Below are 14,545 nucleotides of genomic sequence, written 5' to 3'. Positions count from 1 at the left end.
AGAATTTTTACTTAATGAAAAAATCAAAATATTTATTCCCGGAAGATTATATGGCAGATCCTTCCGTTCATGTTTTTGAAAATAAAATCTATATCTATCCTTCTCACGACCGCGAAAGTGGAATTGAAGAAAACGATAACGGAGACCATTTTGACATGAATGATTACCATGTCTTCTCAATGGATGATGTAGACAGCGGAGACATAAAAGACCATGGTGTAGTTCTTTCAGTAAAAGATATTCCATGGGCGGGAAGACAGCTGTGGGATTGCGATGTAGCTTTCAAAGATGGGAAATATTATATGTATTTTCCCCTGAAAGATCAGAATGATATCTTCAGAATCGGTGTTGCTGTGAGCGACAAACCTTACGGACCTTTCATCCCTGAAAAACATCCGATGATGGGAAGCTACAGCATCGATCCCTGCATTTTTGAGGATAATGGAAAATATTATATGTATTTCGGAGGAATCTGGGGCGGACAATTGCAGCGATACAGAGATAATAAAGCACTTGAATCTGCCGTAATTCCTGAAAATGATGAACCAGCAATCCATTCAAAGGTGGCTCTGCTGAGCGATGATATGCTTGAATTTGCGGAAGCTCCTAAAGACGTTGTCCTCATTGATGAAAACGGAAAGCCTATGCTTCATGGTGACAAACACCGCTTTTTCGAAGCGTCATGGATGCATCAGTACAATGGTACATATTATTTTTCTTATTCTACCGGAGATACCCATCTGATTTGCTATGCAACCGGGGATAATCCTTACGGACCATTTACTTTCCAGGGAAAAATTCTTACTCCGGTGGTAGGGTGGACTACCCATCACAGCATTGTGGAATTCAAAGGAAAATGGTATCTGTTTTTCCATGATTCCGTTCCGAGTGGCGGTAAAACATGGCTGAGAAGCATGAAAGTGATTGAACTGGAATATGATCAGGAAGGTAAAATCAAGACGATTGAAGGTTTGGAAGACCAGTCATAATCATCTTTAATAATTTAAAATTTTTCAATGCGATATCTGAGACTCAACATTCTATTTTTTCTGATATTTCCGTTACTGGTTTTTGCTGAGGACGGGAGTCAGCTTTGGCTTCGGTTTCCTGCGAAAAACGGAATATCGGCAGATAAAATTATTTCCAAAGGCAACAGTCCAACCCTGAATATTGCCGGAAAAGAGCTGAGCAGCCACTGGCAGGGGCAGACTGTAGAACTACGTACAGAAAACAAAGACAAAAATCTGAAGGACGGCTACAGAATTGTTTCCACGTCCGAAAAAATCGTTATTTCTGCAGGGAAGGAAATAGGGCTGTTGTACGCAGTATATCATATTTTACGATTGCAGCAAACAAAGGCAGATCTGTCTCATTTAAATATTATTGAAAAACCTTCATACGATGTAAGGGTTTTGAACCATTGGGATAATCTGGACGGAAGTATTGAAAGAGGCTATGCCGGAAGATCATTTTGGAAATGGGAAGATTTGCCGGGCAAAATTTCTCCGCGTTACGAAGAATATGCCAGAGCCAATGCTTCGGTGGGGATCAATTCCGTTGTTTTAAATAATGTGAATGCCTCTCCCAATATGCTTAGGGAAGACTATTTAAAAAAGATAAAAGTTCTGGCGGATATTTTCAGACCTTACGGCATTAAAGTATATCTTTCGGTGAATTTCTCTTCGCCGAAAGTTCTGGGAGGATTACCAGATTCAGACCCTTTAAACAAAAATGTACAAAAATGGTGGAGAGATAAAGCAGCTGAAATTTACAAGATGATTCCCGATTTCGGTGGATTTTTGGTGAAAGCCAACTCCGAAGGCCAGCCTGGCCCTCAGGATTACGGAAGAACTCATGCGGACGGAGCCAATATGATGGCCGATGCCCTGAAGCCTTACAACGGAATCGTTATGTGGAGAGCATTTGTCTACAGTCCAAGTAAAGACGACAGAGCCAAACAGGCTTACCAGGAATTTGTTCCTCTGGACGGTAAATTCAGGGATAATGTAATTATTCAGATCAAAAACGGTCCGGTGGATTTCCAGCCGCGCGAAGCATTCAATCCACTCTTCGGAGCTTTGAGAAAAACTTCTGAAATGGTAGAGTTTCAGATCACCCAGGAATATCTGGGCTTTTCAAACCATCTTGTTTTTCTGGCTCCTTTATTCAAGGAAACACTTGATAGTGATACTTATTCTGACGGACAGGGATCCACGATTGCTAAAATTACAGACGGCACCTTAAGACCTGCAAAAATTTCAGCTATTTCAGCCGTTGCCAATGTCGGGGAAGATACCAACTGGACCGGGCATCATTTTGCACAGGCCAACTGGTATGCATTCGGCAGATTAGCATGGAATCACGAGCTGAGTTCAGAGCAGATTGCAGATGAATGGATTAAAATGACCTTCACAGACGATCATAACTTCCTGAATCCGGTAAAAGAAATGATGCTTTCTTCCAGAGAAACCGCTGTGGATTACATGATGCCTTTAGGACTGCATCATATCTTTGCAGGAGGTCATCACTACGGCCCTGAACCATGGGGAGATTATAAAGGCGGAAGACCGGACTGGTCACCAGTCTATTACCATCAGGCTGATGCTGAAGGGTTAGGTTTTGACAGGACAAAAACAGGAAGTAATGCTGTTTCACAGTATTTTCCACCACTGAATGAAAGATACGGGAATATCTCAACCTGTCCGGAGAATCTTATTCTTTGGTTTCATCATGTTCCGTGGGATTATACAATGAAAGATGGAAAAAACCTATGGGATGAGCTGTGCTATACGTATGATTCAGGGGTGAAAAAAGTAAGGGATTATCAGAAAATTTGGGATAGAATGGAACCTTACTTAGACAAAGAGCGATTTTCTGATGTTCAGTCAAGGCTCAGAATTCAGTCAAAAGATGCGGTATGGTGGAAAGATGCCTGCCTGCTGTATTTCCAGACTTTTTCCCAAAAACCTATTCCTTATGATATAGAACGTCCTGTTCACGAACTGGAAGATCTGAAAAAGATTAAACTGAACATGGGCCATCACAATTAAAAAATGAGGCAGCTCTTTTTCTGTTAGGAAATGGAGCTGCCTCAAAACAATAAACTGTAAGTAAAATTTTAATCCAAAATAATTTGGAATGATCGATATGTCAATCTATCTTTATATATTCCGTTTTATCGGAGAGAAATTATCTTATTAAAAACATTTCCGTTTTCTTCAACCTGAATGATATACTGATCTGCTGTTTTAGGATCAAGATCAAAAGTGATATCCACTTTGCCGTCAGCATATTTTTTATTAGAAGTATAATATGTTGTATTGGAAAGGTCATATACTGAAATGCTTACAGGTCCTTTTACATCAGACATGTGAAGCTGGGCCATATGACCGGAAATCTTATATTCAGGCTTATGCACAGCGTTCACAGGTGTTTTTTCCACCTCCATTACATTCTCAGCATTAATTTTTATCTTGTATTTTTCAATCTTTGCTTCTGATTCTGCTACCAGATAATACGTTCCAGGCGTAAAGTTCTGGAAGTCATAAGTCCTGATCACATGATCTCCATCTGCAAGATTTTCGAAAAATAGTTCGTCATGTGCAGTGTTATAAACAAAAACAGAAACACTTTTAGCATTTGAAAGCTCAAAATTCAAGGTTTTGTCTTGTACGTTTCCAAAGGAAAGGGAAAAATCTCTGTCCTTACTCATTACATTTGCTGAAACCAATAAAGCTCCTGTAAAAAATACGGCTTTTAATAATGTGCTCATGGGTTAAGGTTTTTAGGATTATTATTGCAAAGCTATGGCAGCAATAATTCTCAGGCTATAATTAAATTTTCATATTGATGTACTATATTAACCTTGTTTAATGATATTAGTGTATTATTTGTTAATTTTGCATATGAAATTATTTGTATTTGGCTTATGAAACATGTAAATCCTTCTTTTGAGGCGGTAAGACCTACTATAGGAAGCAGTTTTACCAGCCTTAAATTTCTGACTAATGAGAATATAAAATCACATGTCTGGCATTACCATCCTGAGATTGAGTTGATTTTTGTATGTAAAGGTTCCGGGAAAAGACAGATCGGAAGCAGTATCACTTATTTTTCAGAAGGAGATCTTGCACTGATAGGAAGCAATCTTCCGCATTGCGGACTGACCAATGAAAGTACCCATAATGAGTATGAAATGGTGATCCAGTTTAAGCCTGATTTTTTAGGAGAACCTATCTGGAATATTCCGGAGATGCAAAGAATTTCAGCGCTGCTTGAAAAATCAAAAGCAGGAATCGTGTTCGGGGAAGAGGTGAAGAAAAGAATCGGGAATGAGATTACTGAGATGCATGAAACTTCCTCACTGGACAAACTGTGCAGATTTCTGAAAATTTTGGATGAACTGTCTGTTACACAGGATTACAGGATTTTAAATGCAGGGAAATATTATCTTCAGACACAGATTGAAGACAATGATAGAATCAATCTTATATTCAATTACGTTAAAGATCACTTCAAAGAAGCCATAACCCTCGAAGAGATGGCTGATCTTGCCAATATGAAAGTACCGTCTTTTTGTCGCTACTTTAAAAAAATTACCAACAAGACCTTTACACAGTTTGTCAACGAATATAGGATTACCCATGCCCTCAAGCTTCTGGCAGAACAACCTTTGAGCATTACTGAGGTCAGTTTTGAATCCGGGTTTAATAACTTCAGCTATTTTAACAGGACTTTCAAAGAATATATCCAAAAAAGTCCTTCTCAGTACAGAAAAGAATTCAACTATTTTATAGAGTAATTTACATTCGGGCTTTAAAATCAATCACTATGTTGGAATATGTTAAAATATATGTGTATATTCAACACTTATAAACAGTATTTATAAAAAGTATAATTTCTCTGTTATAAATTCAGCAGTTTATACTTAAGATCACCATGATCTGTTTGATCAGATAAGATTGATATGCATGAACAGTTAATTAACCCAACCCTAGAAAAGTTTAGAGCCGAATTCAAAGAAGAGCCTGAACACATTTTCCTTTCTCCCGGCAGAATTAATATTATCGGAGAGCATGTAGACTATAGCGATGGATTTGTACTTCCTGCTGCCATAGACAAATACATCTGTTTTGCTGTCCGTAAACTCCCCCAGACAAACCTTTGTACCATCATAGCCAAGGATCTCGGAGAAGAATATACATTTGATGTCACAACAGAAATAAAACCGGTACGGCAAATGTGGGCAAACTATATTCTGGGCGTTTTCAGCCAGTTGCAGAAGCCGGGAAATCAATTTTGCGGAATGGAAATTGTTTTCAGCAGTACCATCCCGATGGGATCCGGACTTTCTTCTTCGGCAGCCCTTGAATGCGGTTTTGCGTATATCCTTAATGAGCTTTTTGATCTTCAGTTATCAAAAAAAGAGATTGCAGTGATCGGGCAAAAATCCGAACATACTTTTGCAGGGGTTCAGTGCGGAATTATGGATCAGTTTGCCTCCGTTTTCGGAAAGGAAAATAAGGTCATTATGCTCGACTGTCATACTCTGGAACATCAATATTTTGATGCTGATCTTAAGGGATACAGCCTTTTGCTTTTCGACAGCTGCGTGAAGCATACTCATCTTACATCAGGCTATAATGAAAGGCGTAAAGACGTTGAGCATGGAAAAAAAGTTTTATGGGAAAAATTCCCCGAAGTAGAGAAGTTCCGGGATTTTACTACAACTATGCTTAACAGTGTAAAAGAGGAGATGGGAAATGTTTCATACAAAAGATGTCTTTACTTACTGAATGAGATTAAACGGGTAGAAATGGCGGCCAAAGCAATTTCGGAAGGAAATATTGAATATGTGGGAACACTTCTCACAGAGACCCATGCCGGGCTGTCCACTGAATTTGAAGTCAGCTGCAATGAACTTGACTTTTTGGTGGACAATACATTACAGCAGGAAGGGGTGCTGGGAGCAAGAATCATGGGAGGCGGTTTCGGAGGCTGCAGCATCAACCTTATTCAGGAAGATAAAGCTGAGGAAGTAATTAAAAATATCAGTAAAAGATATCAGGAAAGTTTTAATATCCAAATGAAAGTTTATCAGGTTAAAATTTCAGATGGGATAAAGGAATACACCAATGAATACATCATTTGACCGTAAAAAACATCCCCACAGAAGATACAATCCTCTTTTGGACGAATGGATACTGGTTTCCCCACAGCGGGCAAACAGACCATGGCAGGGGCAGAGAGAAGAAACAGCAGAAGAAAACCGTCCTGAATATGACCGGGACTGCTATCTCTGTTCAGGAAATATTCGTGCTAACGGAGACCGAAACCCTGAATATAAAGGAACCTATGTCTTTAACAATGACTTTGGAGCATTACTGAATGAAGAAGTTGAGTTTTCTGAAAATCATTCCGGATTTTTCACCCTTTTTCCGGAACGCGGGATCAACAGGGTAGTTTGTTTTTCTGAAAATCACAGCCTTACCTTGCCGGAAATGCCTGTGGAACACATCAGAAATGTGGTGGATGTATGGCAGGAGCAGTTCAATGAACTGGCTGCTCTGGACCATATCAATTATGTGCAGATTTTTGAAAATAAAGGAAGCATTATGGGCTGCAGCAACCCACATCCGCACGGCCAGATATGGGCACAGTCGTCCGTTCCGGCAATGGTTCAGAAAACCCAGGATCAGCTGAAATCTTATTTTGAAAAAAATAAAAGAACATTACTGGAAGATTATCTTGAGCAGGAAATGACGGCTGGTGAGCGCATCGTCACAGAAAATGAACACTTTGCCGCATTGGTACCGTTTTGGGCGTCGTGGCCTTACGAAACAATGATTATCAGCAAACAGAAAAGAGAAAATATTGCGGAATTTTCTGAAGAGGAAAAAGAATCTTTTGCCGCTGTACTCAAGGATTTGACTACGATATATGACAATCTTTTTGAAACCTCATTTCCTTATTCTGCAGGAATTCACCAATCGCCAACAGATGGCAAAGAACATCCGGAATGGCATTTTCATATGCACTTTTATCCTCCGTTGCTCAGAAGTGCGGAAGTTAAAAAATTTATGGTAGGATACGAAATGCTGGCTGAGCCTCAACGGGATATCACCCCGGAACAAAGTGCCGCAATATTAAGAAACCTTTCCACCATTCATTACAAGAAAAAATAATAAATCAATATCTTTGAAAAGAATAAGCAAATTATGATTCTGCCAGGTACAGAATTTCGCTTTTCCCAATAAAATTATGGAACAGATTAAATTAATTGTGACGGACATGGATGGAACGTTTCTCAACTCCAGCCATGAAATGAGCCCTGAGTTTTCAGAAGTTTATAAAGAACTGAAAAAAAGAAATATTGTATTTGTACCCGCAAGCGGAAGACAGATGCCGGGAATTACCCATTACTTCGGAGAAATAGAAAGTGAGATTGGTTTTATTGCCGAAAACGGAGGGTATGTTATCTATAAAGATCAGGAACTTTTTGCCGATACGCTGGAATACAAATATATTGTTGAGATCATCAAAGCTGTTCGTGAAATACCAGGTGCCAAAGCTGTATTATCCGCTAAAAAAATGGCTTATTATGAAACCGAAGATCAGCAGTTTGTAGATTTTTTCTCAAAGTATTATACCGAAAATATGAAAACAGATGATCTTACGAAAAAAATTGATGATACAGCTTTTAAAATAGCAGTCTATCATGCTGATGGTTCAGAAAAATACCTGTATCCGGCTCTTAAAAGATTTGAAGAATTTGGTCTGGAAATAGTTGTTTCAGGAGCGCATTGGCTGGATGTGATGAATAAGGATATCAATAAAGGAAACGCTCTGAAAATCCTTCAGAAATCGTTAAACATTTCTCCTGAAAATACAATGGCTTTCGGGGATTATATGAATGATATAGAAATGCTGAAGAATGCCAAATATTCTTACGCCATGAAAAATGCCCACCCGAATGTAAAAGAAGTCGCTAATTTTGAAGCATGTACCAATGACAGCTTCGGGGTTCTGAAAACCATTAAGGATTATCTGCATTTGAATTGATATTTCCTAAAACTATACTACCAGAAACACTATTAAATATAAGGATATGAACAAGTCAACCGCAAGAAAACCCGCCAAACCCTGCTATGAGCATATTGGAGGGAAATTAGGGCAGCTTCTGCTGGAACAATTTGTAGAGAAGGGCTGGATTGCCAAGGATAATCCTGCCGAACGGCAATATTACATTACAGATAAAGGAACAGAGGAATTTACAAAACTAGGGATTGACCTTTCGAAAATAAAAACTGAATAAGAATCACTTTTCAATGTATTATGCCATGCTGAATAATACAAAGATGAACCCTTGAAAGGTTCATCTTTGTTGTTTAGAAAAGAATTGGTACTTATGATCTGATAAATTCTAACAGATCTTTATTAATGGTAGGGTGTTCCGTTGTTGGCATACCATGCGGAAAGCCAGGATACGTGATCAGCTTTCCGTTCTTTAATAATTTAATTGATTTTAATGCCGCATTGGCAATAGGAACGATTTGGTCATCTTCACCATGCATCACCAAAACAGGAATATCCACAGCTTTAAGATCTTCAGTTAAATCTGTTTCTGAAAAGGCTTTGATTCCATCATAATGTGCGACAATTCCGCCCATCAGTCCCTGTCTCCACCAGTTTCTCTGAACACCGTCTTTTATATTGGCGCCTTCTCTGTTGTAGCCATAGAAAGGGAAAGTCAGATCATAGTAAAACTGGTTTCTGTTGTTTAAGGTCTGTTCTCTGATATTGTCGAAAACTTCCATAGGAACGCCGTCAGGATTGTTCTCACTCTTAACCATTACCGGTGGAATGGCGCTGATTAGAACCGCTTTCTTAGCTCTTCCGTTTGCATATTTGTTAACATAACGGATCACTTCACCACCGCCTGTGGAGTGACCGATGTGTACAACATCCTTCAGATCTAAAAATTCAACCAATTCTGCAGCATCAGAAGCGTATTGCTCAATAGTATGATTGTAGATATTCTGGCTGGAACGTCCGTGACCTCTTCTGTCGTGGGTAACCACTCTGTAACCTTTCTGCAGGAAGAAAATCACCTGTGCATCCCAATCGTCTGAGGACAATGGCCATCCGTGGTGAAACATCAGTACAGGTCCTTCTCCCTGGTCTTTGTAAAAAATTTCTGTTCCGTCTTTTAATGTTAGTGTGCTCATGTTGTTTATTTTTAATGTTATGATTGATTTTGTTTACATATTTTTCTGATTAATAGGCAGTATTTTCACGTACCAGCTGAATAAGGTCTTCGGCACCGCCGTTGAACTTGTTTCCGTTAATGAAAAAAGAAGGAGTTCCGTTCACTCCGCTGACGATACCGCTTTCAAAGTCTGTATCTACTTTTTCTGCTAATTCCTGTTTATGGATATCCGCTTTGAACTGAGGGATATTTAAATCCAGTTTTTCTGCAAGTTTTAACGGGAGACTGTCATTCAGGAATTCCTGATTTTCATAAATGGCATCGTGCATTTCCCAGAATTTTCCCTGCAAAGCTGCCGCTTCTGCTGCCAGAGCCGCCTGTCTTGCATACTGATGCATTTCTGACAGCGGGAAATTTCTGAATACAAATCTGATCTGATCTCCGAATTCTTTCATTAACCCTTTAAGAACCGGATAGGCAGCTCCGCAGAAAGGACATTGATAATCTCCATATTCTACAATGACTAAGCTGGCATTTGAGTTGCCCTGAGTGTGGTCAGCATTACTGACTGATGGTTTTAGTGACATAATTATTTTGTATTAAGGTTTTCCAATGCTTCCAAAATTCCGTCTGCTCCGGGGTTGATGGCGGTGGGTGAGAGGTAGCTCCATTCGATGATGCCGTCTTTATTGATGACAAAAAGGGCTCTGTTGCATTCTCCTTCTTCGTCATTGTAAACACCATATTTCTTGGCTGTTTCTCCTTTGGCTTCAAAATCTGCAAGCAGCGGAAAGTGCAGGTTTCTTGATTGTGAAAATGCAAGGTGACACCATTTGCTGTCTACGGAAATCCCGAAAATCTCTGCATCATATTTTTTGAAATACTTTAGCATTTCGTTGTATAATGCCATCTGGTCACTACACACCGGGCTCCAGTCTGCCGGATAAAATGCAAGGATAACGTTTCGTCCTCTGAATTCGGATAAGGTAATTTTCTGATCTGGGGTTGCAAATAATGTAAAATCAGGGGCAACCGTATTTTTTTCTAGCATAGGATTAGTTTTTAAATGTTGGAATTGGTATTGTTAATGCACAGATGAGGAGTAAGGCTGCCGGAAAGATCAGTGTCCAGTTTCCTGAATAAAAGATCAGGAAAGGAGCAGCTGAAGCACAGAGAGAAAGCCCATCCATAAGAATAACAAATGAAAAAGATTTATTTTGTATTCCTTCCGCTCCTCTGCCTGATCACTCATTACAAAAAGAGCAGCTGTTCTTGCCAGGCTGCTTAAAGTTCCTGTCACAAAATCGGTATTGATCTTCTGGTTACCTACTGAAGTGACAATGGTATTCATAAGACCCATTGAGAAACCGATAACAGCTATGGACACTCCATTGGTAATATGCTCATAATAATCAGTGATACTATAAAGGATCATGATTCCGGAAACTGTGTAGAAGATTATCTTTGTGCTTCTGAACTTCTTTGATAATGATAGGCAAGTTCCTGTATAAATCCCTGCCAGAAAAAAACTGATTACCATGGCAGAACTGATGATAATATCATATTTTTCACTGAAAACTGCTGCTCCTAACTGTGTTGTATTGCCGCTCATAAAAGAAACGTAGGTTTTCCATTGTATCAGTCCTGTAGCATCGGTATATCCTGCGATAAAGGCCAGGAATACTGCCAGTTTCTCCTGCGTTCTGACGGTCTTGTCAGGGAGCAGGATTTTTGTTTCCGGAAGCACAGAAGTTATTTTCCAGGTTTGATAAATACTTTCTTTTCCGGAAATTTTTCTATTTCTCCCTCTTTCAGTCCAAAATTGGTGATGACCACATCTTTTGGGTTTCCTGCCAGCCATTCGCTGAGATCAATGGATTCGTAGGTGCCGTTATTAAATCCGATCAACACTTTACAGACTGTATCTCCTGTATTTTTGATATAATGTCCGGCTCCCATAGGCACATACCCTACATCACCTGCATTGAACCGTTCTGTAACAGAAACTCCCTCTGCCAGAAATACAGACATTTCTGCCTGTCCGGATATAAAATACTGCCACTCATCCGCATTCGGATGCCAGTGCATTTCTCTTAAAGCACCAGGCTGCAACTCCAGTACAGAACCGGCCATTGTGGTGCTGATAGGAAATTCTTTACGGGTAACCAGTCTCTGCAGCCCTCCACCGGGAATGATTCTTGGCTGCTGGGAATGCAGAGGATAGCGGTGAAGACTTGTCAGTTCAATATCTGATTCCTCAGGACGGGCTGTGGCATTCACAGATAATTCGTCCGGAACAACTCCTGCTGCAAAGTAAACTTCTTTCTGAGGAAGTTCTGCTACTTCTTCAAGGCTCAGCCCTAAATTTTGGGCAACAACTTCAGGAGGCATACTTGCCACAAAATCTGTAACGCTGAAGGTATGGTCTTCCGAAAAATTACCGTTGTCAAAAATCAGAATGAAATGACATTCCTCTGTTCCGGTAGCCTGGATAGAATGCCCATAACCTTTCGGAAAATACCACACATCGCCGGGTTCAAAATTATCGGTATAACTCTGTCCGTCCGGATGAATAATGGTTGTACGTGCCGTTCCCGAAATCACATAAGCCCATTCTGCGGCATTGGCATGCCAGTGAAGCTCTCTCATACTTCCGGGCTGTAATCTCATGGAAACTCCGGCAATACCTACAGAAGCAGGGAATTCTTTTACGGAAGCACCTCTTGTTGTACCGCCGTCATTGGTACGCGGTTCTTTTTTTTCTAATTCGTATCTGAAACTTAATGATGATGGATTCATAGTATTATTTTTTTTGTGATTAATTCTCTTTGTTTTGCTATTGTAAAGCTACTCCTGAATTTTACTTTTTCTTGATGTCATTCGGTGAAAAGGCAAAATGAGTCGTTGAAGATATAGAGGGTTTGGCTCTTTTTAAAAAGGCTGGTTATATTGACCTGTCAGTGCTTTATTTTCAATACTTTTTGCAAAGTTTGGAGTTTCCTCATGATTATGAGCATCAGAAGCTGTTTGTCTGGATGCAGCAGCATCTGCAAGGTTGATCCCGTGTTCTTTCAGATACTCAAACATTTCAGGTGTGGCTGTCGCATGAATTTCATTGGTGTAAAGACAGGTATTTTTATCAATCTTTGTCACCTTCAGTTCCCATAAGACCTGAACTTTTGTACGTCCGTTTTTTGTAATTGAATCAGATATAGAAAGCATGCGGCAGTAATCAGGACGGTGAACATCTGCAACATAATGCTGAACCATCAGTGCATCCCCAATAGTTTCCACATTTAAAGAGACTGGTTTGCCATCGAAAGTAACAGAAATAGCAGCTCCGATATGCTGGGTAGAGCAGCGTTGGTATTCGGCGTCCGGCAGATTAAGCAGCCAGTCTGCAATATTTACTTTTTCAATGGGTGCATTGATGATGGCGTTTACGCTTGAATGAGATAGTGCGTTTTCGGGATTTTGTAAGATTTCCATAATAATTTATTTTTGATTGTTTATCTTATTGATGATGTAAAGCTATAACCCGGTCATTTTAATTTTGACTGCTGTTCGGTAAACAGGCGGAAAGTGTCGTTGAATAAGCTGGTGATGTTCAAATGGTAGCAGGGCGCACGTTCCTGAAAACAAAAAATCACTGTGGGTTACAGTGATTGATAGTGGTTAATTTTTAAATGTGGTTATTTATACAGCCATTTTTTGATCAGTCTGGTATAATTGGGCATCACGATAAATACAATCAGAAAAACAATGATTCCCGAATTGATGAATCCATCAGAATAATGATTGGCCGGAATATGTAAAAACCGTAAAAAAGGAATTATCAAAGCAGGAATAAGTACGGACAGCGGATAAATGGCTGACCAGGTGGCCAGAAACTGTTTCCAGCGTACCGGAACTTTATTCCCTTCATGTTCTATAGTAAAAAGAAAATCCAACCCGGATCTGATCTGGTAGTGGTCATTTTTTCTGAACAGTGGATTAGCTTTCTCAATAAGTTTTTTCCGGTTATCTGACTCCATCCAGCTTTTAAGATGGTTAATGGTATCAAAACGGATAATGACAGTGTATACAAAAGTCAGATCAGGAATCGGACGAATAATCTGAAGATCAATAAAGCCTTCAGAATGTTTAGTAACAGGTACAATTTCGTCCAGCCATTTTTCATACTGTGATTGTTTTCCATTCAGAATATGATGGGTAATCACTACGGAGGCACCTTGATTTTCCATAACTGATTTTTTATTGGTTAATTTAATAGGCCCTTTTATACTGCCACGGAATCTCTGTTTCAACCCCTAATGTTCTGGCTGAATGAATCGCAAAATAAGGATCTCTAAGATGTTCCCGGGCGATAATCACCAGATCTGCATCTCCATTGGCAATAATATCATTGGCCTGTTCTGCTTCCGTAATCATTCCGACAGCTCCTGTTAAAATCCCGGTTTGCTCTTTAATCGTTTTTGCAAAAGGAACCTGATATCCCGGAAATACCTTATCCTTGCTTACATTGGTAAATCCGCCGCCGGATGCCGTAATGAAATCTACACCTTTTTCTTTAAGGATTTCCGAAAGTCTGATACTGTCTTCCAGAGTCCAGGCTTCCTCTGTTTCTATATAATCAGTAGAAGAAATTCTTACGAAAAGAGGCATTTCAGCAGGAATAGTTTTCCTGATTTCCTGGACTGTTTCCACAAGAAAACGGATTCTGTTTTCAAAACTTCCGCCATATTCATCCTGTCTTTTATTGATCACTGCGGAATAAAACTGATGGAATAGGTAACCATGTGCCGCATGAAGTTCTATGATATCAAAACCCGCTTCAACAGCACGAAGGGCTGCTTTAACAAATTTTGTTTGTACTTCTCGGATCTCATCCATCGTGAGTTCTTCCGCAAAAACTCCATTGAACTCATGAGCAGAGGATGATTTTACAGCCCAGGCACCTTCTTCCGGAGTGAGAGGCTTCATTCTTTCATTCGGGTGCTTAAGGCTTCCTTTTCCCCCTGCATGCCACAACTGAATTCCTATTTTTGCATCCTGTTCATGTACAAAATTTACAATGTTACTCCATGCATCTTTCTGTTCTTCGTTCCAGATCCCAACATCGGATAATGTAGCCAGACCTTCTTCTGAAACGGCTGTACATTCGGTAAGGATCAATCCCGCGCCACCAACAGCACGGCTTCCGAGGTGAACGAAATGCCAGTTGCCGGGAACTCCGTTTTTTGCACTGTATTGCTGCATAGGAGATAATGCAATCCTGTTCTTTAATGTAAGACTGCGAATGTGTATGGGTGAAAATAAATTCATTTTTTCTTATTT

At 39.8% G+C, this 14,545-nt stretch carries 16 protein-coding genes; 7 read left to right on the top strand and 9 right to left on the bottom strand.

Annotated elements, in window-relative coordinates; all coding sequences use genetic code 11:
• Nucleotides 1–14: 14 nt before the first annotated feature.
• Both ODR02_RS09355 and ODR02_RS09350 read left to right on the top strand, forming a co-directional pair.
• A complete protein-coding gene (locus tag ODR02_RS09355; protein WP_309512249.1) occupies nucleotides 15–989 on the top strand; it encodes a glycoside hydrolase family 43 protein in 975 nt (324 codons plus the stop codon).
• A 27-nt stretch (nucleotides 990–1,016) separates the two neighbouring features.
• Nucleotides 1,017–3,050, top strand: coding sequence for an alpha-glucuronidase (locus ODR02_RS09350; protein WP_209784681.1), 2,034 nt, complete (start codon nucleotides 1,017–1,019; stop codon nucleotides 3,048–3,050).
• A 125-nt stretch (nucleotides 3,051–3,175) separates the two neighbouring features.
• Here the strand turns inward: ODR02_RS09350 and ODR02_RS09345 are convergent, their stop codons facing one another.
• Nucleotides 3,176–3,772 (bottom strand): hypothetical protein, encoded by a 597-nt coding sequence (locus tag ODR02_RS09345; protein WP_209784680.1) that lies wholly within the window; start codon nucleotides 3,770–3,772, stop codon nucleotides 3,176–3,178.
• A 156-nt stretch (nucleotides 3,773–3,928) separates the two neighbouring features.
• Between ODR02_RS09345 and ODR02_RS09340 the strand changes: the two genes are divergently transcribed.
• The 5 genes from ODR02_RS09340 to ODR02_RS09320 all read left to right on the top strand — a co-directional run bounded on the left by ODR02_RS09340 (nucleotide 3,929) and on the right by ODR02_RS09320 (nucleotide 8,314).
• Nucleotides 3,929–4,801, top strand: coding sequence for an AraC family transcriptional regulator (locus tag ODR02_RS09340; protein ID WP_209784679.1), 873 nt, complete (start codon nucleotides 3,929–3,931; stop codon nucleotides 4,799–4,801).
• Nucleotides 4,802–4,966: 165 nt separating this feature from the next.
• On the top strand, nucleotides 4,967–6,151 hold the full coding sequence (gene galK / locus ODR02_RS09335) for a galactokinase (protein ID WP_209784678.1): 1,185 nt from the start codon (nucleotides 4,967–4,969) through the stop codon (nucleotides 6,149–6,151).
• Nucleotides 6,135–7,184: a UDP-glucose--hexose-1-phosphate uridylyltransferase gene (locus ODR02_RS09330; RefSeq protein WP_309512248.1), complete on the top strand. Its 1,050-nt coding sequence runs from the start codon at nucleotides 6,135–6,137 to the stop codon at nucleotides 7,182–7,184. The genes galK and ODR02_RS09330 overlap by 17 nt, the downstream gene beginning before the upstream one ends.
• Before the next feature lie 76 nt (nucleotides 7,185–7,260).
• Entirely contained in the window at nucleotides 7,261–8,061 is an 801-nt protein-coding gene (locus tag ODR02_RS09325; RefSeq protein WP_309512247.1) for an HAD family hydrolase, read from the top strand.
• A 46-nt stretch (nucleotides 8,062–8,107) separates the two neighbouring features.
• On the top strand, nucleotides 8,108–8,314 hold the full coding sequence (locus ODR02_RS09320) for an ArsR family transcriptional regulator (RefSeq protein WP_077416025.1): 207 nt from the start codon (nucleotides 8,108–8,110) through the stop codon (nucleotides 8,312–8,314).
• A 91-nt stretch (nucleotides 8,315–8,405) separates the two neighbouring features.
• Here the strand turns inward: ODR02_RS09320 and ODR02_RS09315 are convergent, their stop codons facing one another.
• The 8 genes from ODR02_RS09315 to ODR02_RS09280 form a co-directional block, all read right to left on the bottom strand.
• Nucleotides 8,406–9,227 carry an alpha/beta fold hydrolase gene (locus ODR02_RS09315; RefSeq protein WP_209784675.1) on the bottom strand — a complete coding sequence of 274 codons (822 nt, stop codon included), beginning with the start codon at nucleotides 9,225–9,227 and terminating at the stop codon, nucleotides 8,406–8,408.
• A 49-nt stretch (nucleotides 9,228–9,276) separates the two neighbouring features.
• On the bottom strand, nucleotides 9,277–9,795 hold the full coding sequence (locus ODR02_RS09310) for a DsbA family protein (RefSeq protein ID WP_209784674.1): 519 nt from the start codon (nucleotides 9,793–9,795) through the stop codon (nucleotides 9,277–9,279).
• A gap of 2 nt (nucleotides 9,796–9,797) precedes the next feature.
• Entirely contained in the window at nucleotides 9,798–10,259 is a 462-nt protein-coding gene (locus ODR02_RS09305) for a redoxin domain-containing protein (protein WP_209784673.1), read from the bottom strand.
• 96 nt (nucleotides 10,260–10,355) lie between these two features.
• Nucleotides 10,356–10,955 (bottom strand): YoaK family protein, encoded by a 600-nt coding sequence (locus ODR02_RS09300; RefSeq protein ID WP_209784672.1) that lies wholly within the window; start codon nucleotides 10,953–10,955, stop codon nucleotides 10,356–10,358.
• Between the two features lie 5 nt (nucleotides 10,956–10,960).
• The gene (locus tag ODR02_RS09295) at nucleotides 10,961–12,007 is read right to left on the bottom strand and encodes a cupin domain-containing protein (RefSeq protein WP_309512246.1); all 1,047 of its coding nucleotides are present in this window, start codon (nucleotides 12,005–12,007) and stop codon (nucleotides 10,961–10,963) included.
• 132 nt (nucleotides 12,008–12,139) lie between these two features.
• Entirely contained in the window at nucleotides 12,140–12,697 is a 558-nt protein-coding gene (locus tag ODR02_RS09290) for a hypothetical protein (protein ID WP_209784670.1), read from the bottom strand.
• A 203-nt stretch (nucleotides 12,698–12,900) separates the two neighbouring features.
• Complete coding sequence (locus tag ODR02_RS09285) at nucleotides 12,901–13,452, bottom strand: antibiotic biosynthesis monooxygenase (protein WP_309512245.1); 552 nt, start codon at nucleotides 13,450–13,452, stop codon at nucleotides 12,901–12,903.
• 22 nt (nucleotides 13,453–13,474) lie between these two features.
• Nucleotides 13,475–14,533: an NADH:flavin oxidoreductase/NADH oxidase gene (locus ODR02_RS09280; protein ID WP_309512244.1), complete on the bottom strand. Its 1,059-nt coding sequence runs from the start codon at nucleotides 14,531–14,533 to the stop codon at nucleotides 13,475–13,477.
• Nucleotides 14,534–14,545: the final 12 nt, after the last annotated feature.

This window comes from Chryseobacterium sp. CFS2 (assembly GCF_036543225.1).
GTDB lineage: Bacteria > Bacteroidota > Bacteroidia > Flavobacteriales > Weeksellaceae > Chryseobacterium > Chryseobacterium culicis_A.
Note: the sequence above shows the minus strand (reverse complement) of the source record. Positions and strands in the feature narration are given on the sequence as shown.